This window comes from Hyphomonas oceanitis SCH89, from assembly GCF_000685295.1.
In the GTDB taxonomy this organism is placed as follows: domain Bacteria; phylum Pseudomonadota; class Alphaproteobacteria; order Caulobacterales; family Hyphomonadaceae; genus Hyphomonas; species Hyphomonas oceanitis.
In genome coordinates this window covers 1-17,561 of the sequence record NZ_ARYL01000020.1, presented here as the reverse complement: position 1 = coordinate 17,561, position 17,561 = coordinate 1, and the positions used below count along the sequence as shown (strand labels likewise).

Annotated in this window: 14 protein-coding genes and 1 pseudogene; 5 read left to right on the top strand and 10 right to left on the bottom strand. The window is 56.6% G+C overall.

Annotated elements, in window-relative coordinates; translation table 11 throughout:
* Positions 1 to 7 precede the first annotated feature (7 nt).
* Positions 8 to 2,053 carry a type II secretion system secretin GspD gene (gene gspD, locus HOC_RS13080; protein ID WP_051624863.1) on the top strand — a complete coding sequence of 682 codons (2,046 nt, stop codon included), beginning with the start codon at positions 8 to 10 and terminating at the stop codon, positions 2,051 to 2,053.
* A 118-nt stretch (positions 2,054 to 2,171) separates the two neighbouring features.
* Positions 2,172 to 2,750: an RNA polymerase sigma factor gene (locus tag HOC_RS21300; protein WP_051624862.1), complete on the top strand. Its 579-nt coding sequence runs from the start codon at positions 2,172 to 2,174 to the stop codon at positions 2,748 to 2,750.
* Between the two features lie 74 nt (positions 2,751 to 2,824).
* Here the strand turns inward: HOC_RS21300 and HOC_RS13070 are convergent, their stop codons facing one another.
* From HOC_RS13070 to HOC_RS13060, 3 genes are all read right to left on the bottom strand, one after another.
* Complete coding sequence (locus HOC_RS13070; protein WP_162174849.1) at positions 2,825 to 4,915, bottom strand: TonB-dependent receptor; 2,091 nt, start codon at positions 4,913 to 4,915, stop codon at positions 2,825 to 2,827.
* A gap of 187 nt (positions 4,916 to 5,102) precedes the next feature.
* Positions 5,103 to 6,125, bottom strand: a complete 1,023-nt coding sequence (locus tag HOC_RS13065) for a FecR family protein (protein WP_035539337.1) — start codon at positions 6,123 to 6,125, stop codon at positions 5,103 to 5,105.
* An 11-nt stretch (positions 6,126 to 6,136) separates the two neighbouring features.
* Positions 6,137 to 6,796, bottom strand: coding sequence for an RNA polymerase sigma factor (locus HOC_RS13060; protein ID WP_035539336.1), 660 nt, complete (start codon positions 6,794 to 6,796; stop codon positions 6,137 to 6,139).
* A gap of 240 nt (positions 6,797 to 7,036) precedes the next feature.
* On the opposite strand from HOC_RS13060, the gene HOC_RS13050 reads away from it, so the two are divergent.
* Together HOC_RS13050 and HOC_RS21825 are read left to right on the top strand one after the other, a co-directional pair.
* Positions 7,037 to 8,343, top strand: a protein-coding gene (locus HOC_RS13050) for an IS3 family transposase (protein ID WP_156950483.1) whose coding sequence is annotated in 2 segments (ribosomal slippage) — positions 7,037 to 7,328 and positions 7,328 to 8,343 — 1,308 coding nt in all. Because the reading frame shifts where the segments join, the coding sequence is not laid out codon by codon here.
* 187 nt (positions 8,344 to 8,530) lie between these two features.
* Positions 8,531 to 8,824: pseudogene (locus HOC_RS21825) on the top strand (DDE-type integrase/transposase/recombinase); the annotation flags it as partial.
* A gap of 123 nt (positions 8,825 to 8,947) precedes the next feature.
* Here HOC_RS21825 and HOC_RS13045 read toward each other — a convergent pair.
* Genes HOC_RS13045 through HOC_RS21295 form a run of 7 tightly spaced genes read right to left on the bottom strand, consistent with a single transcriptional unit; the run spans position 8,948 to position 15,656 of the window.
* Complete coding sequence (locus tag HOC_RS13045) at positions 8,948 to 10,021, bottom strand: LacI family DNA-binding transcriptional regulator (RefSeq protein WP_162174848.1); 1,074 nt, start codon at positions 10,019 to 10,021, stop codon at positions 8,948 to 8,950.
* Positions 10,022 to 10,023: 2 nt separating this feature from the next.
* A complete protein-coding gene (locus tag HOC_RS13040; RefSeq protein ID WP_035539332.1) occupies positions 10,024 to 10,560 on the bottom strand; it encodes a carboxymuconolactone decarboxylase family protein in 537 nt (178 codons plus the stop codon).
* Positions 10,557 to 11,345 (bottom strand): cyclase family protein, encoded by a 789-nt coding sequence (locus HOC_RS13035; protein WP_035539330.1) that lies wholly within the window; start codon positions 11,343 to 11,345, stop codon positions 10,557 to 10,559. The genes HOC_RS13040 and HOC_RS13035 overlap by 4 nt, the downstream gene beginning before the upstream one ends.
* 26 nt (positions 11,346 to 11,371) lie before the next feature.
* Complete coding sequence (locus tag HOC_RS13030) at positions 11,372 to 12,337, bottom strand: fumarylacetoacetate hydrolase family protein (RefSeq protein ID WP_035539329.1); 966 nt, start codon at positions 12,335 to 12,337, stop codon at positions 11,372 to 11,374.
* A complete protein-coding gene (locus tag HOC_RS13025) occupies positions 12,334 to 13,818 on the bottom strand; it encodes an MFS transporter (protein ID WP_051624859.1) in 1,485 nt (494 codons plus the stop codon). Before HOC_RS13025 ends, HOC_RS13030 begins: the two co-directional genes overlap by 4 nt.
* A complete protein-coding gene (locus HOC_RS13020) occupies positions 13,815 to 14,606 on the bottom strand; it encodes a cyclase family protein (protein WP_051624858.1) in 792 nt (263 codons plus the stop codon). Before HOC_RS13020 ends, HOC_RS13025 begins: the two co-directional genes overlap by 4 nt.
* 42 nt (positions 14,607 to 14,648) lie before the next feature.
* Positions 14,649 to 15,656, bottom strand: coding sequence for a quinone oxidoreductase family protein (locus HOC_RS21295; RefSeq protein WP_051624857.1), 1,008 nt, complete (start codon positions 15,654 to 15,656; stop codon positions 14,649 to 14,651).
* A gap of 198 nt (positions 15,657 to 15,854) precedes the next feature.
* Here HOC_RS21295 and HOC_RS13010 point away from each other — a divergent pair.
* Positions 15,855 to 17,561 (top strand): TonB-dependent receptor plug domain-containing protein (locus HOC_RS13010; RefSeq protein WP_156950482.1); only part of this gene is annotated, 1,707 nt, incomplete at its 3' end.

The window sequence follows — 17,561 nt, the reverse complement described above, 5'->3', positions numbered from 1 at the left end:
TTATCCAATGAATTTCCGCTTGTCTCTGCTGCTGATCACGTTCCTGTTCGCCCCTGTTGCGGCTGGCCAGGCGCAGGACGGGAGACGTCCGGGCGAGGTCAAGACCGGCCCCGGCTCCACGTTTCTCCTGAACGCGCGGGATGTGGAGATTGCCGTTTTTGCCGATGACGTCGCGACCGTAACCGGCCGGACGTTGATCCTTGATCCGGCGGTCCGCGGGAAAGTCACCGTGATTTCGCAGGAACCTCTCGATGCAGACGGTGTATGGGCGCTATTCCAGTCTGTGTTGCGTGTGCAGGGATTCGCGGCCCTTCGTAGTGGCGATTCCTGGCGGATTATTCCGCAGGCTGAGGCGCGCCAGGGCGGCCCTGTGGCTGGCACGTCAGGTGCGCGGGACGCCGATCTGGTCACGCGACTCATCCGGCTCGATAATCTGGCTGCGACCGATGCCGCTGCTGCCCTCAAGCCGTTCCTGTCTGCGTCCGGTTCGGTTGAACCCTTCGGGCGGCCAAATGCGCTGATTGTGACAGGATATGCAGACGACATTTCCCGTATGGAAGCGCTGGTGCGTCAGCTCGACGGCGGCGCCAGTGATGCGATGGCGGTGCTTCCCCTGACCAATGCCAGTGCGCCCGATACGGCCGCCATGCTGGAGCGCCTTCTGGGGGGGGCCGGTCAGGGACCGAGTATCGCCGCCGATGTGCGCAGCAATCAGCTGTTCATCCGGGGCAATCAGAAGGAAATTGATGAGGCACGTCAACTGGTCGCGGACCTGGACCGGGGCGGCGGCGCGGCGATCAGCACGCGCGTGTTCCGATTGAGCAACAGCGATGCCGAAACAGTTGTCGATGTCCTGCGCGGTGCCATCGGCGCAACAGCTCCAGCGACGAATCCCGTCGCAAGAAGCCTGGTGGAGCAAGATGGGGCGGCATTTGGCCCTTCATACGCGACCCTGGCGTCCAATCCCGCCAGCGGCCGGCAGATGTCTCCGGCGGCTGGTCGTCCGGCCGACGGTAACAGGGATGCCGATGCCGGATTTGCAGCAGGTGGCCAGGCCGGTGATCTCAGCCTCCAGGCTGCGACCGATATCAATGCCATCGTTGTTCGGGGTACATCCGCCCAGATCGCGGAAGTGGAAGACCTGATCGGTGATCTCGACGTACGGCGGCCGCAGGTCGTGATCGAGGCGGCCATTGTTGAAATTACCGGTGACGCTGCCGAACAGTTCGGTGTGCAGCTCGGAATAGGCGATGCGGCACCGGCCGGCGGAGCGGCGGCGGTGTCGTTTTCGGATCAGGGCCTGTCCCTTCGCCGGATACTCGCCATCCTTGGCGCGCCGGTTGCCACGGGGTTGACGGAGGATGGACTGAGTGCCGGCATCGGCGTGAATGATGATTTTGGCCTGCTCGTGCAAGCCTTCGGTTCGTCGACAAAGGCCAACCTGCTTTCGACGCCCAGCATCACAACCCTCGACAACCAACCTGCCGAGATTGTCGTTGGCCAGAACGTTCCGTTTCGCACAGGCTCCTTCACCACGACCGGAAATTCGACAAACCCCTTCACGACCATCGAGCGGGAGGATGTCGGCATCACGCTGCGGGTCGCACCCCGCATCTATGATGGCGATGTTGTGCGTCTGGACGTCAGCCAGGAAGTGTCGTCACTCGTAAATTCTGCCGTGCCGGGCGCATCCGACCTGATCACCAATCGCCGGAGTATCCAGACAACGGTGCTTGCCGACAATGGCAGCGTAGTGGTTCTCGGCGGCCTGATTACCGATGACCGGATTTCGGCCGAAAGCAAGGTCCCCTTGCTGGGAGATGTGCCCCTTGTGGGAAACCTGTTCAAGAACACCACCGAAAGCGGAACACGTCGTACGCTATTTGTGTTTCTCAGGCCGACGATCATCCGGAGCCGCGAGGAACAGGAGCAGCTTGCGACCCGCAGAATGGACGATTTGACCGCCGCGTCAGCCGCCCTGGACAATCGCAAGAGTCTGCTGATCGACCAGGGAGAAACGCCCCGGATTATCGGCGTCGACCGGATCTACTGAACCTGAGCCCACATCCCGGTCGAATATTTTCCAGAAAATCTGCCCCGGCAGTCATCCAATATGCCCGCCTCCTCGTATTGTATAGCAAACACACTATTTTATAGGGGATGCATCGAACATGTCTCTTGAGCGCGACAGGGAAAACGAGTGCCTTCGGCAAGCGCTCTTGCATTCGGCGACAGGCGACAGAAGCGCTTTCTCCACCGTGCATGAGCTCACCGCGCCAAGGTTCACCCTCATCGTCATGGGTATTGTCAAATGCGAGGAAACCACCGGAGACGTTCTTCAGCGGGCCTATCTTTCGATCTGGCAAAACGCGGCGAAATACGATTCCGAGCGGGCCAATCCCTTCACGTGGATGCTCGTGATCATGCGCAACCGGGCTATTGATGCGTTGCGAGCTCGGACGCGCAGCCACGACACTCAGGAACTGGATGAAGCGGTTGAGGATGATGGTCCACGGCCCGAAACAGCGGCCCGGTTCGAGCAGGCAGGCAGGTTGCTGACCGAGAAGATCAACGACTTGCCAACCCATATGGGCACGGCAATCATGCTCCAGGTTGTCCATGGCTACACGTGCCGGGAAATCGGCGACCGACTTAACCAATCCCCCCACACGGTCAAGAGCTGGATCCGCCGCGGCCTCGTGCGCTTACGCAACGAGATGCCGTACGCGACCATCGCCGCAGCAATCTGATTGTCCGAATCCGGCGCGGATCCATCTGCAGGAATCCCCGATCACATTTGCCCTTCCGTATGGATTGTTCGGCGCTAGAAGCGATACCGTAGGCTGAAACGCGGCTGTCGGGGCTCGACCGGGTGGAAATGGACGTCGTCCACCGGAGATGTTTCGCCAGCCAGCTGTGAGGCGAAATAATACGTAATGTCGGCATCCTCGGCGTTGAACACGTTGAGTAGTTCGACCCCGAAAGTGACTTGCTTCCATTCATATGAACCCGACGCGTTGATGATTGTTGTGGGATCGGACTCCACCGATCCGTCTTCTAACAGGGGCGCCTTGCCAAAGTGGCGAAGCCGCGCGCTCAGTGTAAACGGATCAAACCGGGCGAGTACGCCCCCGCCGACCACGCTTTCCACCGCCTGCGGGATCTCCGTTTCGTTGCCAGGGATGTCGAACTCGGCATCTGTGTAGGCCGCCGAAAGGTCGGCAAAGAGCCAATCATTGGGTCGCCAGAACAGGCTGGTCTCCACACCTGTCCGGGTCGACCCGTCATTGGCTTCCGTCGTGCCTGCATCGCCGACAAAGACCAATTCGGAATCGAGATCGAGTGTGAACACGGCGACAGATGCGTTGAAATTGCCCGCCTCGAACCGGGCGCCCAGCTCCCCGCCTTTGGCGCGCACAAGTATTGGCACACGGTCGGCTGGATCACCGGACACAGGTTCGACCCTGATTGTCGCGCCGCGCACATCGTTTGAATGAAAGCCTTCACCATAATTGGCATAAAGCTCAAGGCTGTCAGTCACCCTCCATGCGATCGCTGCACTGGGGCTGATCAGCGAGTCGCTTGCCGACCCTCCATTTACCGGATTGCTGAGAGCCGTCACATCGGCGTTGTAATAATCGCCGCGTATACCCAGCGTCGCGCGCAGTCGGTCGGACAGCTCATATTCGGCTTCTCCCCAGAGGCCGACGCTCAGTTCCCCGACACGGTCTCGCCGCACAGTCGACAATCGCGCGCGATCGGCGGTGCGGAACAGGCCAACGTCCGAGATATCGTCAAAGCGGGTCTCGCCGCCGACACGAAGTCTGAGTCTGTCGGTGATCGACCGTTCATGACGGATCGCGCCGCCAAAATAGGTACGTGCGTCAAGCTGCTCGAATTCGTCTCCATCAACGGGATCCTCAACGAAATAAGTGAAATCCGACCATAACGAAAACTTGTAGCTGACGGCATAAGCGGAGAAAGCGGTCATCGCGCCGTCAGCATGAGCGTATGCGCCCGACGTGGCCAGACTGAACCGGGTCGTCTCACCCCCAAGATCGTCATCAATGAATCCGAACCGGTCGATCAGGCCGCTCTTGACTGCACGTCGGGGTATCTGATCGGTCGATACCCACGAGCTGTCATAGGCGCTCGCCGAGAGTTGTAATGTCCAGGGGCCTGCCGAATGTGTCAACTTCGCAAAACCGTTGATTTTCTCAAGGTCCTGACTCAGGACCCATGGTCCATCATAGGCTTCGCTTTCCAACGCCAGCAGCAGTCGCGTGTCGCCGCCAAGGCTTATGTCGCCTGCTACGACCCCGCGCAAATAGCCAAATTCGCCGGTCGAAATTTCTGCGAAATTGTAAGGCAGCTTGTCATACGTTGAGTAGTGGGCAGAACCGGCCACGGAGAAATCGCCATTCGAGGCAGCGTATGGCCCCTTGCGATAGTCGACGCGTTCGACCAGTTCGGGAATCACGAAATTGAGGTCGAGATAGCCTTGGCCGTGACCATGCGTGCGCAGGTTGATCGGCACGTCGTCAATGCGCGCCGAAAAATCTGTGCCATGATCGAGGTTGAACCCACGCAGGAAATACTGGTTTGCCTTGCCCTCGCCGGAATGCTGGGTCGCGACGGCGCCCGGGATAACCTCGACAAGTTCACCCACCCTTAACAGCGGCCTGTCCTCGAAGTCGGCATAGCCCACAACGCCTTCCGATGCGGCGCTGGCTTCGCCAATCAGCGCAAGACCGCGGCCGTGAACGATCACGGTATCGAGCCGGTCCTTCGATTTGATTTCGGCCCCATCTGGGGTCAAAGTTTGTTGGTCCGGCTCAGCTTCTGCCTTTATGCTGAAAATCAGCGTGCACAATACCGACGCGACGCCAGCTTTCAGGGAACTCTCAAGTTTCAAGCCACAGATCCTTCGCGCGCTGACACCCCAAGATACGAATTATCGCTCGAAAAGGGTGCACACCAGGTCAAGGATGTCTTGCGCCCTCACCTGCTCGTGGCTGCTCTCTCGAGCACGCCGGTCGGCAGGCAGGTGCCCGTCACATCGATCCTCCCCGTGCCAGGTCGTTGTTCAGTCTATCTCCCAACTAGGGGGAGACACGTCCAGCGGATGCAATCAGGATGATCTTGTCTTTCCGGTGAACCGCGACAGGCAGGTAGAGCTTGAGCGTCTCGGCAAACGTGTCCTGGTCACCTGCTGCGAAGGCGCCGCTGAGGCGCTCTTGGGCCAACGCGGGATCATCGACGCGGATCTTGGTTTCAGAATAGCGGTTGAGCTCGGCAATCGCTTCGCCAAGCGTGACATCCCTGAACTGCAGGATGCCGCTCTGCCAGGCCAGCGCCTCGCTTGTGTCCACCTGTGTCAGCGAGGCAATGGCGCCGCCGCGCAGGACAAGCCGGTCACCGGGGACGAGCACGGTTGCGGCCCTCTCTTCGCCGACGTCAGGCGCTGCGCTCCCCTGCCCTGCCGTCTCCGGCAGTACGCTGACGGAGCCTTCAACTAGCGTGACCGCCACATCGTCCGGCCCGCGATAGACTTCGAATCTTGTGCCGAGGGCGCGGGTCTCGCTGCCGCCGGCCGCTACGATGAAGGGCCGTGTCCCCTTCATGACCGAAAACAGCGCCTGCCCGTGGGCAAGCTGGATCCGCCGCTCGCTATCGGTATACGTCACCGCGAGTTCAGTGTCGGTGTTGAGCGTGACGCGCGAGCCATCCTCTAGGGTAACATCGCGCGTGTCACCAATCGCGGTCGCGTAAACCTGGGCCACAGGCGCCGATGGCGGGCTGAAGGTGACGACCGACACCACTGCCAGCACGAGCACAGCCGCAATCCCCGTGAGCCAGTAGAGGCGCACGCGGGCGGGTTTGCGGGAGGCCGATTGTGTAGCGCTTGAGCCGTACCCGTTGCCTGCGCCCGGCGCCGCGAGTGAACTGCCTTCCAGCAGGCTGAGGCTCGCTTCGACCTGCTGGAACGCGGCGCGATTGGCGGGATCACTGCCTTCCCACGCACGAAACTTGTCCCAGGTGCGGTGATCCGCATCCGGCTCGCGCAGCTCGGCATACCAGTGCGCCGCTATCTTGAGGCGGCTCGCAGATTCGTCCTTGGTCATTGCCCTGCCTGTTACCGGGCCGGGTCCAGGTCCCGGCGCCCTGCGCGGTCGAGCCGCTCCGCAATCTCCGCAACGGCGTCCGCAATGTCTTTTTTGACCGTACTGCGCGAGACTGACAAGTGCGCGGCGATCTCGTCATAGGTCAGGCCCTCGAACCGATGCAGCCGGAGCGCCTCACGCTTGCGGTGTGGCATGGCCGCAATGACCGCTTCTGCCAGTTCCAGGATCTGTGCATCCATGACCTGTCTCTCCGGAGTTGCCGAGCGTTGGCAGGCAAGCCTGTCGCCCACATCGCCAATCTCGGTCGAGGCGCACTGGCGCTTGAAGTCGCCGGACTTCAGGTAGTTGACCGTGAGATTGCGCAAGGTGGTGAAGAGGAGCGGGCGCAGTTCGTCTATCCCCTTGTCGGGATAGGCGCGCCCGGCAGCCACGAACGCGTCTTGGACAAGGTCCTCGGCAACCGCCGGGTTGCCGACACGGATATCACAGAAGCGCAGGAGCTGGTCGTACTGGAAGCGGAAGAGCTGGGTGAGCGGGGTGGGGTTAGCGTTGGAGGTTTGTGCAGGTTCGATGACGGTCGCGTGTTCGGGGGGGCGCTCGATGCCGACGCGGCTTGGGGAGTGCGGCGGTTCTGCGCGCTGGATGTTGGGGATGTGTTTTCGGTCCTGCATGGGGTTTTTTTCCAACAAGCGACAGCTGAATTTCGAACGTGGTCGCTTTTCCCAAAGAACGAAGCCATCTCAGTTTTCAATTCAGAGTATACTCCGTGGTCATATACTCTGCTGTTCCCCGTCAGCGACTGTGAGACAGATCGGCCAAATTGCTTAAGGAGGATTTCTGGCACATCGTAGCCCGCCAAGGGAGCGAAGATGAGACAGAAATCCGGGCCGTAAGGATCGGCCGAAAAACATGTGAAAGAGATACGCCGTAAGACCCGGCGCAAATTCTCTGCCGAAGAGAAGATCCGCATTGTTCTGGAAGGCCTGCGCGGAGAGTATTCGATTGCCGAGTTGTGTCGGCGTGAGGGGATCGCCCAGGGCCTTTATTACACCTGGTCGAAGGAATTCCTCGAAGCGGGAAAGAGGCGGCTCTCCGGCGATACCGAGCGCCAGGCGACGTCCGGTGAGGTGAGCGGCTTGAAGCGCGAGATGCGGGATCTGAAGGACGTAGTGGCCGACCTGACGCTGGAAAACCGCATTCTGAAAAAAAGCGTGATCGGGGATGGGGAGGATACCGAATGAGGTATCCCGCATCCGAGAAGCTTGAGATCATCCGGCTAGTCGAGCAATCGCACCAGCCGGTGAAGAAGACGCTGGAGCAGATCGGCGTGTCGCGTCCGACCTTTTACAGATGGTATGATCTGTATCGCCGGTTCGGTGAAACTGCTCTCGAAGACCGGCGTGGTGGCTCTGGCCGCGTGTGGAACCGCATCCCGAATGAGGTGCGTCAGCAGGTGCTGGAAATGGCCCTGGATCAGCCGGAACTCTCTCCCCGCGAACTGGCGGTGACGTTCACCGATGAGAAGCGCTACTTCGTCTCGGAAGCCAGTGTCTACCGGCTTCTGAAGGCCCATGACCTTATTATGAGCCCGGCCTTCATCGTAATGAAAGCGGCCGATGAGTTCAGGGAGAAGACCACCGCGCCGAACCAGCTCTGGCAGACCGACTTCACCTATCTGAAAGTGATCGGCTGGGGATGGTTCTATCTGTCCACTGTGCTTGATGATTTCTCCCGCTACATCATCGCCTGGAAGCTCTGCACCGGCATGGCGACGAGCGATGTTGAGGATACGCTCAACCTGGCACTGGAGGCTTCAGGACTCGATGAGGCGAATGTGGTTCATCGTCCGAGACTACTATCAGACAACGGACCATCTTACATCTCTGGCGACCTGGCTGAGTATCTTGCCAGCAAGGGCATGGCGCATACACGCGGGGCGCCTTACCATCCCCAGACGCAAGGAAAGATCGAGCGCTGGCATCAGACCCTGAAGAACCGCATCCTGCTGGAAAACTACTTCCTGCCTGGAGACCTTGAAGCGCAGATCGACGCCTTCGTCGGATACTACAACCATCAGCGCTATCACGAGAGCCTGAACAACCTCACCCCAGCAGATGTCTACACCGGGCGCGGCCAGACCATCCTGCTCGAACGCGAGAAAATCAAAAAGAGGACGATGAAACTGCGGCGCTTGCAGCACGCCCAATCCGCTGCTTAACTCAAACCCAGATGCGCCAGACCCTCCTTAAGTCAGGCAGCCATCTGCCTCAAAATACCTGACGACGGACACGTTAGCCCATCTACTTTGCCAGTCTGGTTTCTTTGAGGTGCCCGGCCATGGCGGTCCAGCCTGGGTGTTAAAATCCAGCGGCGATTTTGACCTCGCCGCCACGGCATAGGCCGACGTTGCGGGCAAGTGTCCTTCCTATCGGGCCCCTATGAAGGTCATCGTTAATGAGGCGCGCCAGGAAACCGGGCGCCATCTAAACAATCGTGCCGAGAATTCACACCTGCCCTTCCGAAGACGAGAGCGGGCGATGTCTGGATTTCGGCGGATGCGAAGTTGGCAGAAACTCGTTTCAGTTCATTCGTCAGTGTACAATCACTTCAACTTCGAAAGGCACATTAACTCTCGAGTTCGATTCAAACAGAAACGAGACGCCGCCCTACGCGAATGGGGCGACCTTCTCGTCGCCTAGCACCTGCTAGTTCTCGAATAATTGAGACGGGTTCGCATTAGCCTGGCACCACCTCGGCAAACAATATAGAACACACATAATATTGAGCGTATTTGAGCGACACCTTTTCGGCGATCTGAAAGCCTACTTGTTGGCGGACCCCGTCGTATCGCGTTCGACCCACTTCGCCATTTCAATATGCGTCTCGCTAAGCATCCCCTGATCTTCTCCATTTTTAAGTATCCGCACAAGTCTTGAGGCAGACTCAAGGCCGAGAGTTGCGGGATCAAGATGAATGGTTGAAAGAGGACGACGTGTTGCTGTCTGATTCTGGGTCTGATCCCGAATGCCGATCAAAGAAATATCCTGCGGTATCATGATCGCCATCTGATCAGCCGCGTCGAAAAGCTCAGCGGCTAGTTTTTGGTGTGCAATCAAAGCCGTTGGGCGGTTAGGGTCCAGCATGTAACGGTTGATGAAAGCGACTGCATCGCTTCCGGTTTCGGCCAGGTCATACGAATTGACAGAGAATCCCATCTCTTTCATGAAATATCTGAAGCCCGTGAGTGGTCGGGATGTCGCCTGATACACTATTCCGATCGTCTCGTGCCCCAGCGCTTTGAGACGCTCCCCACACGCGAATGCTGCGGCCTGAATAGTTGGCATAATCAGAGGGAGTTCTCGATATCCATCCCTACGTCCAAATACTGCCGCAGCCGGAATTCCGAGCGCGCGTATATGAGTCAGCGCGGCCCCCTCCCCCATAGCATTCACGCAAAGCAAGGCATCGACTCGGCGCTCAGCGAAACGTTGCACGAGTTCGTCATATTGCTGTTCACTGCCCTGGGCGGTAGCGACGAACAGACTGTAGCCATCCGCATGGAGTCGAGAAGCCAGTGAATCGAGCAATTCTGTCGCGAGTGATCCATTCAGCTCGTTGAACACGACGCCAACCGTCATGGACTTTTCACCCCGCAATGTACGCGCCGCTGCGTTCGGAAAATAGCCGAGATCCCGGATGGCTTGCTCAACCTTCTCTCGGGTCGCCGCCTTAACTTTACCGTCGCCAATGACACGAGACGCTGTCGCAATCGATACACCTGCACGATTGGCAACATCCTGAAGCGTTACCTGTCCCTGTTTCAATGGCTGATCCTGATTTAAATGCTGCCCGGTAAGGATAGGCTGGTGCCGCACAATACTTACGGCGAATGACATAATCATTCTTTTTCTATTTGCACGCCAAATGTATTCAGGATCATGCAGACTTGCGTGTAATGACCCACGACATAAACAAGATCCATGCACTCTTCCTGACTGTAGACGACGCCAAGCGCTTGCCAGGATGAGTCGGAAATGAAGTGGTCACCGAATAATTCGTCGACAGCCGTCAGCAAGGTTCTCCGCTTGACGTCCCAGAGAGGGTGGTCCGGACCTGCCTTAGCCGCTTCAATATCATGATCACTGAGCCCAACGGCGCGCCCAACCCGACTATGTTGCCAGAGCTCATAGCCGGCATTTGCGAGCTCGCCTACACGCAGGATAGCAATCTCCCGGTCGGTTGCGGGCAAGGAAGATTCCCGCAGAACATAGTGCCCCCAAGCAAGGAAAGCGCGGGCCGCTTTCGGCTTCACACCCAGCGTACCGTAAATGTTGAGTAGCTTTCCATTCGACACCATGGGTTCGAGCAATTTCTTCTGCTCCTCATTCCAGCGGTCCGAACCAACCGGACGGATGCGCGGCGAATCAAGCCTCATTGTCCAGCCTCCGTAAACATGGCAACCACACGACTCCAGCCCGCCGAAGCAGCTTTTATTTTTACAGGAAAGCAAATGACTTCAAACCCCGAGGGCGGCAAAGAAGACAAGTTCACCAGTTTCTCCATCTGCCAATAAGGCTGCTCGCGACCGGCTTTGTGGCCTTCCCATATGATAGAAGAATCGCGCGTTTCTGCCCACTTCCTCGCCGTGTGGCTAAATGGAGCGTCCCAACTCCAAGCATCGGTACCGACAACCTTGACGCCTTGCTCGGTCAAAAACAACGTCGCCTCCCGGCCGAATCCGCAACCGGCATGAATGAACCCCTCTTCGGGAAAGACATCCCCCGCCCGCGTATTTGCAAGGAATATGTCCCCGGGCGTCAACGCATATTCAATCTTGTCGAGCGCCTCTTTCAGGTCGTCCGCTGTCGCGACATGCCCGTCAGGAAGATGACGAAGATCGACCTTCACACCTGCGCTGAAACAGATGTCGAGCGGCACTTCATCGATCGTCGGCGCACGCGTCTTCCCATAATCCGTCGTCGAGTGAAAATGGTAAGGCGCATCCATGTGTGTGCCGTTGTGAGTCGAGAGCCGGATCCGTTCGGTCGCCCAGCCCTCCCCATCGGGCAAGTCAGCCTTGGTCAGCCCCGGAAAATAACTGGCTATGCTCGACGCCGATTCACTGTGCCGCGTGTATTCGATTTCCGGATGCATACCCGGTGGATCTGTCCTGGGGTCCGAGCTGATCGTCATTGAAAGGTCTACGAAACGCCTCTTCATAATATTCTCCTATTTCCCCCGCGGCCTTACACAACAACTCGATTTCGAAGCCGACCAAGCCCCTCTATTTCGAGCTCAACAACATCCCCGTCCTTCAGAAACCGGCCATGTTCAAGCCCACAGCCACCACCGACGGTTCCGGAGGCCAGAACTTCACCCGCGTGGAGCGTCTCACTCTGCGAGACATGCGCGATACTGTCTTCAAAGTTCCAGTGCATGGTGGATGATGATGCATCACACAGAAGCTCCCCGTTCACCCAAGCTCGCATTTCTAGATTGTAGGGATCAGGCACTTCGTCCGCGGTCACCAGATATGGACCAAAAACATTTGCCCCATTAAAATCCTTGCCCTTAGCTGGCCCGAGACGCCCTTCCATTTCATGGAGCTGCGCATCGCGCGCAGAGAAATCGTTGAAGATCATATACCCAAAAATATGTTTCCGGGCATCCTCTCTTGAAATGTCGCATCCTGTCACGCCAATGACACAGGCAAGTTCGAGCTCGAAATCCATCAGTTTCGAATAGGCTGGCCACTTCACATCTGAGCCCGGATGCCCGACGCCGAACCGGTTGCCCTTATAATACACGGGTTGCCGGGAATAGATGTCCGGAATTCGATAATCGGATATCATCTGCTTTATCGCAGCCCTTTGAGCACTATCTGTCGTTTGCCCAAGGCGCATCCGCAGAGCAGCGGTCTGACTCTGCTCAATATGTTTGTGAAAGGACATAAAATCACGAAACTGAACAGGCACAGGGATGGGGGCAAGGAGTTCAACCTCCTCTGGCGAAAGAAGGAATATGCTATCTGCCGAAGCCACGATTTTGCGGGCATGATCGAGTGCTGGTGCGCCAGCCTGGATCAGCGCCTGCATGGATCCGAACGCAGCAGAGCCCCCAGCGTCTGTCAGGTCTAGTATGCTATGCTCGTTGAGGACTGCGCCGACATGCACACCGCCATAGGGCACTTTCCTGAACGAAACGAGTTTCATTGCACGTTCCGCCCCAAAGTCGCCACCTGGGCTTCGTTACCCGCTTCTGCTTCGAGCTCCATTATGTTTCGCTCATGGTCAGCTTTGGTAATATTATACTGGGTGAGCAACCATGTGCCCGCAGCATAGAGCACGGCCACAACGACCATGTACGTATACCACATATTGTTGACTACCTCGATGGACACATCATTGGGATTGGCCTTTTCCGGAAACCCTACAAATGCCAGCACCATGCCCGCTCCGAACACACCAAAGCCGGAGACGATCTTTCCAATCAAGCCATTGATCGCGAACATCAGCCCTTCGGACCGGCGCCCTGTTTTTTTCTGAGCTTCTTCGACACAGTCAGCGATCATCGAGCCCGCCAAAATCGTTGAGGAGATACCCAACCCGCCGAAGACGATACCGTTCAAGAACAGGACTGGAACGACACTGGCGTCACCCGGCTGGAGCGCGATTCCAGTGACTTTCAAAATCGCTGGCCAGGACGCAAATATGATCGACAAGACGTAACACGCGATAGCAACATTTCGTTTGCCGAAACGTTTGCTCAATCGTGTGGCCATAGCATAAGCAAATCCGACCGCGAAAAATGAATCGATCATAAGCAGGCTGATCTGCCCGGCACTGAGCTTCCAGAAGAAAGTGCTCATGTAAGCCGAGAGCGCTCCGGATATTCCAAGAGCGGCCGCCTTACAAAAACTTGCCGCAGCAACCATAATGAAGGATCGGTCTGAGACGGTCTCCCTCATTTCACGCAGCACGTGAAGTATACTACGCCGCCGGTCAGTTTTTGGCTGCTCCAGATATTTGATGTACTTGTGCGTTCCCAGCGCCGAGACAATCATGCTCGCAAACATCAGCGCGCCAGAAAGATAGGCATAGATTCGGTAGCCCGCCGGATTGAGCTGACCAACGGGATATTCCGCACTCGGCTGAAGGAAGTAGCGAAAAGTAATGATAGTCAGCAGAGATCCACCGACAAAATAGAATATAAAACGTATGCTTATTAAGCGAGTGCGCTCATCATAGTCCTTCGTAAGTTCGGGCGTGAGCGCTGCACTGGGTATCTCATAGAAAGTAATGAACGATCGAATGAAAACCGACAGGACGAACATATAGATCAACGTATTGCCGACACCCCAGCCTTCCGGCGGCAACCAAAGGAAAACATATGCAATAGAAACCGGCAAAGCGGCGGCATACATGAATGGATGTCGGCGCCCCCAACGCGAGCGGAAGTTATCTGAAATTTCGCCAATGATTGGATCCAGAACCGCATCACAAATAAGTGCAATCATTATAGTGGCCGCAACCTGCCCCGCTGGCAGGCCGATGACTTGATTGTAGTAAAGCAACAGGATTGTCCTGAAGCCCATGTCCTTGATACCAACCGCTGTCGATCCGAATCCGAACAGCAGCGTCGATACCGGTGGTAGCCGCTTATGCCCCCATTCGGACTTTTCGATGCCACTCATGACACAAACGCGACAGCGCGGGCCGGAGAAGCGCTGCACCTGGCAAGGTGGAGCGGGAAGAATCCAACCTTGAATCCATGCGGCGGCAACGATTTCAGATTGTGAAGCTGCTGAATGATGAACACTTCAGCATCACGTCCAGCAAAATGGCCGTCCCAGATTTGGGATTTGTCTCCCGTTTCTTTGAACGCCTTGCGCATGACATCGAACGGCCGATCCCAACCGAGAGCATCTGTACCAAGAATCTTGGCACCAAGAGATGCCAGATAAAGCGTCCCCTCGCGTGTCATGCCAGGATAGTTGAAGAAGTTCATGTCTCCGATCGGATGGTCTTCCTGACCGGTCCGCAGCATAATGGCATCGCCCCGACCGATCTTGACAGGATGTGCCTCAATTTCTGCCCGCAGCAACTCGACCGGAATTCCCTGCCGCTTCTCAACCTTCCCCCTGAGGTCAAGAACGTGACCATCAGCATGAAGTTCGTTGATATCAATGTCGGAAATTGTTCGAGAAGGCTTTCCTTCACATGTCGACCCGTAATGTAGCGGCGCATCAACGTGAGTACCAAGATGAGTATTGATGTGGAGCCGCTCGGCCCCCCAACCCTCTCCTCCAGGTAAATCGCCTTGGCAACAATCAAACAATTGGCACATTACATCAGCGCCTTCATGGGCCGGCCGCTGATAAATGATTTCAGGCACAAAAGTCGACGCGCTTGCACGCATCGCCTCTGGCAGCTTGTTGATATCCTCAGGGTCGAGCGGACGTGTAATGTCGATGAGTCTCATGAATTCCTCCCTTTAAAAAGATCTCTTAGCGGACCTTTTTTCTTATTGTGAAATTTGGAAAACGACTTTTCCGGTTGTGCGGCCGGCTTCCATATCGTCCTGCGCCTTAGCGACATCCTCAAGTTTATAAACTTGTGGCGTAACGAGGCGCTCCGTCTTCAGCCAGTCGCGCACAAACGTTCGGGCACGCGCATCGGCCTCGGTACCGAGCCACGCGAGCGAGGAAAATGGCATGATGGTGATGCCGTCGTAGCCATAGGCGGATGTATCGAGTTCTCCGCGACCACCGGCATATCCATAAATGACCCATCGTCCGCGCTTGCGGATCACACGCGGGTCGCGCTGGAGCGTCTCACCGGACACGCCATTCATGGATACGTCCACACCACCCCCTTGCTGCCCACCTAATTTGAAGCCGGTAAATTTGGGGCCGCAGATTTTGTTCACCTCTTCGACATAGTCTTGAGTCTTGCGATTGATTGTATAATCACACCCATCTGCAAGTAAGAGATCTTCCTTTTCCTTGCTCGATACAATGCCGATCACGCGCACATCCCAAAGCTTGCGCTTCATGATTTGCACGGCCAGATGCCCCACACCACCAGCAGCTGCATGAACGAGCACGGTTTCTCCAGGCTGGACCTTTGCCCATTCGTACACGAGCATATATGCGGTACGCAGATTGATCGGATAGGCCAGCGCCGTGTCGAGGCTTACAGAGTCGGGTACATCAAACAGCGTCTGTTCGGCTGCGACGCAGTATTCCCCGAATGCTCCGTTCGGCACCATCGCTACAACCCGCCTACCTTTCCAGTCCGCGCTGACACCAGGGCCAGTAGCCTCAATCACGCCAGCCGCCTCCTGGCCGCCAATAAAAGGGGTGACCCGCTCACGGGTTGGAAAGCCATTGCGCTGCATGATATCGCCCCACCGCAGGCCGGCATAACCCACACGGATTAGAACCTCGCCCTCACTCGGCGTTGGCTGAGACACATCGACGACCTCGAAGTTCTCCGTCCCGCCATAATTATTCAAATTTACCGCCCGCATGAATTCCTCCTCAATTGATCAATCACGTTTAATGTAATCGCTTACATTTTTTTATGTCAACGCCTTTTTATTTTTATGGTTTTTTACCCGATATTCCGTGTTTTTGAGCCGATTCGTATCAATTTTTGGCTTTCTCTAGAGTGGGGATTGACAAAATAGTAATCGATTACATTTTAAGAAAAAAGGGAGGTCATAATAATGAAACTGCAAGTTAGAAACACGGGAGCAACCGCGCTGGTGCTTCTCTTCAGCATGGCGGGCGCGATGGCCCACGCCCAAGAATCTGCAATGGATTCGGGCGCCGACGGAGATAAGAGACTGGAGACAGTCGTTATCACCGGCTCACTGCTACTTGGTGATCCTGAACAGTCACCACTTCCGATCGAATCCTACAGTGCAGACGATCTTGCCAAACTCGGCAGTCCCGGAAATGTGGAATTCATAAAATCTCTGCCTATGGTTGGCGCCACAATTGCCGGTGATGCCAACCCCCTACTTGCAAGTCGCGTCGAAGGCGCAAGCAGTCTCAACCTTAGGGGCCTCGGAAATGCCCGCACCCTGGTCCTGCTGAATGGTCGCAGAATTGCACCGACATCCTCCGGGTTGCAAACCCTGACCGACATCAACGCCTTCCCTTTAGCGGCAGTTGGTCAAGTGGAGATTCTGAAGGACGGCGGTTCTGCCACCTACGGTTCTGACGCTATTGCCGGCGTTGCTAACTTCACAATCCGACGCGATATCGATGGCCTGGATGTTGGCGGCGATTATTCCTTTGTGGACGGATCTGATGGAGACTATCAAGTCTACGCCAACTGGGGATGGGTCGGTGACAACGGCAATATTCTGGTATCGGCAGCCCACCAGCACCGATCCGAACTTGCCATGTCCGAACGGGATTGGTCTTCACCTGACTACCTTGAGAACCCATCTGCATGGTCTGCGTATAGCAATCCAGGCGTTTATCTGACCGGTTCTTCGCTACTGTCTTATAGCGGCTTTGTTGATCCGGGCTGCGAACCCCTTGGCGGTGAGCTAACCCCGGAAGAGTACAGACTTAGCGCCTCTTTCTCATTGCGCGCTCCGGCTTGCCAATACCCTTATGCGAAATCCCTAAATATCGTTGACGAGCAAGATAGGTCGCAGCTCTATTTCGAAACCAATCTTGCTGTTTCGCCCTCTATCGACTTTCATCTGGATGCACTTTACTCGACAACCCGCGTTCCTCGGGTGAAGATCTCCGCATCGCAACCGACCTTCGCAACCGGACCAACATTCGCCGCGACTGGCGGTCCCGCGTTCAACCGCTTCAACGGATTCTACTTTATCCCCGCCGACAATCCTGGTCTTCAGGATATGCTATCGCAGTACAATGCAGCAGACCTTGGACTGTCGCAGGCAGCTTACGACGGCATCCCGCTCGTCGGCGTGAATGCCCGTTATGGTTGGCGCCCGTTTGCGCTTGGAGGAAATCCAGCCTTCAACGATAGCGACTCATGGGATTTCCGGAACTACGATGTCTACCGGGTTTCCGGCGGCCTCAGTGGCGACACGCTTGCCGACAAAGAAATCAGCTGGGAAACCAATTTTACCTATAGTGAAACCCTATCAGAAGCATCGGGCAAGGACCAATTGGTCAACCGTATGCAGTATGCTCTGCGGGGCCTTGGCGGCGCAGACTGCACCCCGGGCGGCAGCGATCCGGCGACGAGTACGCCTGGCACTGGCCCTTGCCAATGGCTCAACCCCTTCTCGACCGGAATTCAACAAAGCGCTTTGACTGGGCAAACCAATCCCGACTTTGTGGGAAATTCGAACGACCCTGATCTTGTCAGGTGGTTTACGTCGCCGGATGTCATTTCAATCCGCAATCAGCTCGATCGTGTCCCAGCGCGTGGTGTAACTGAC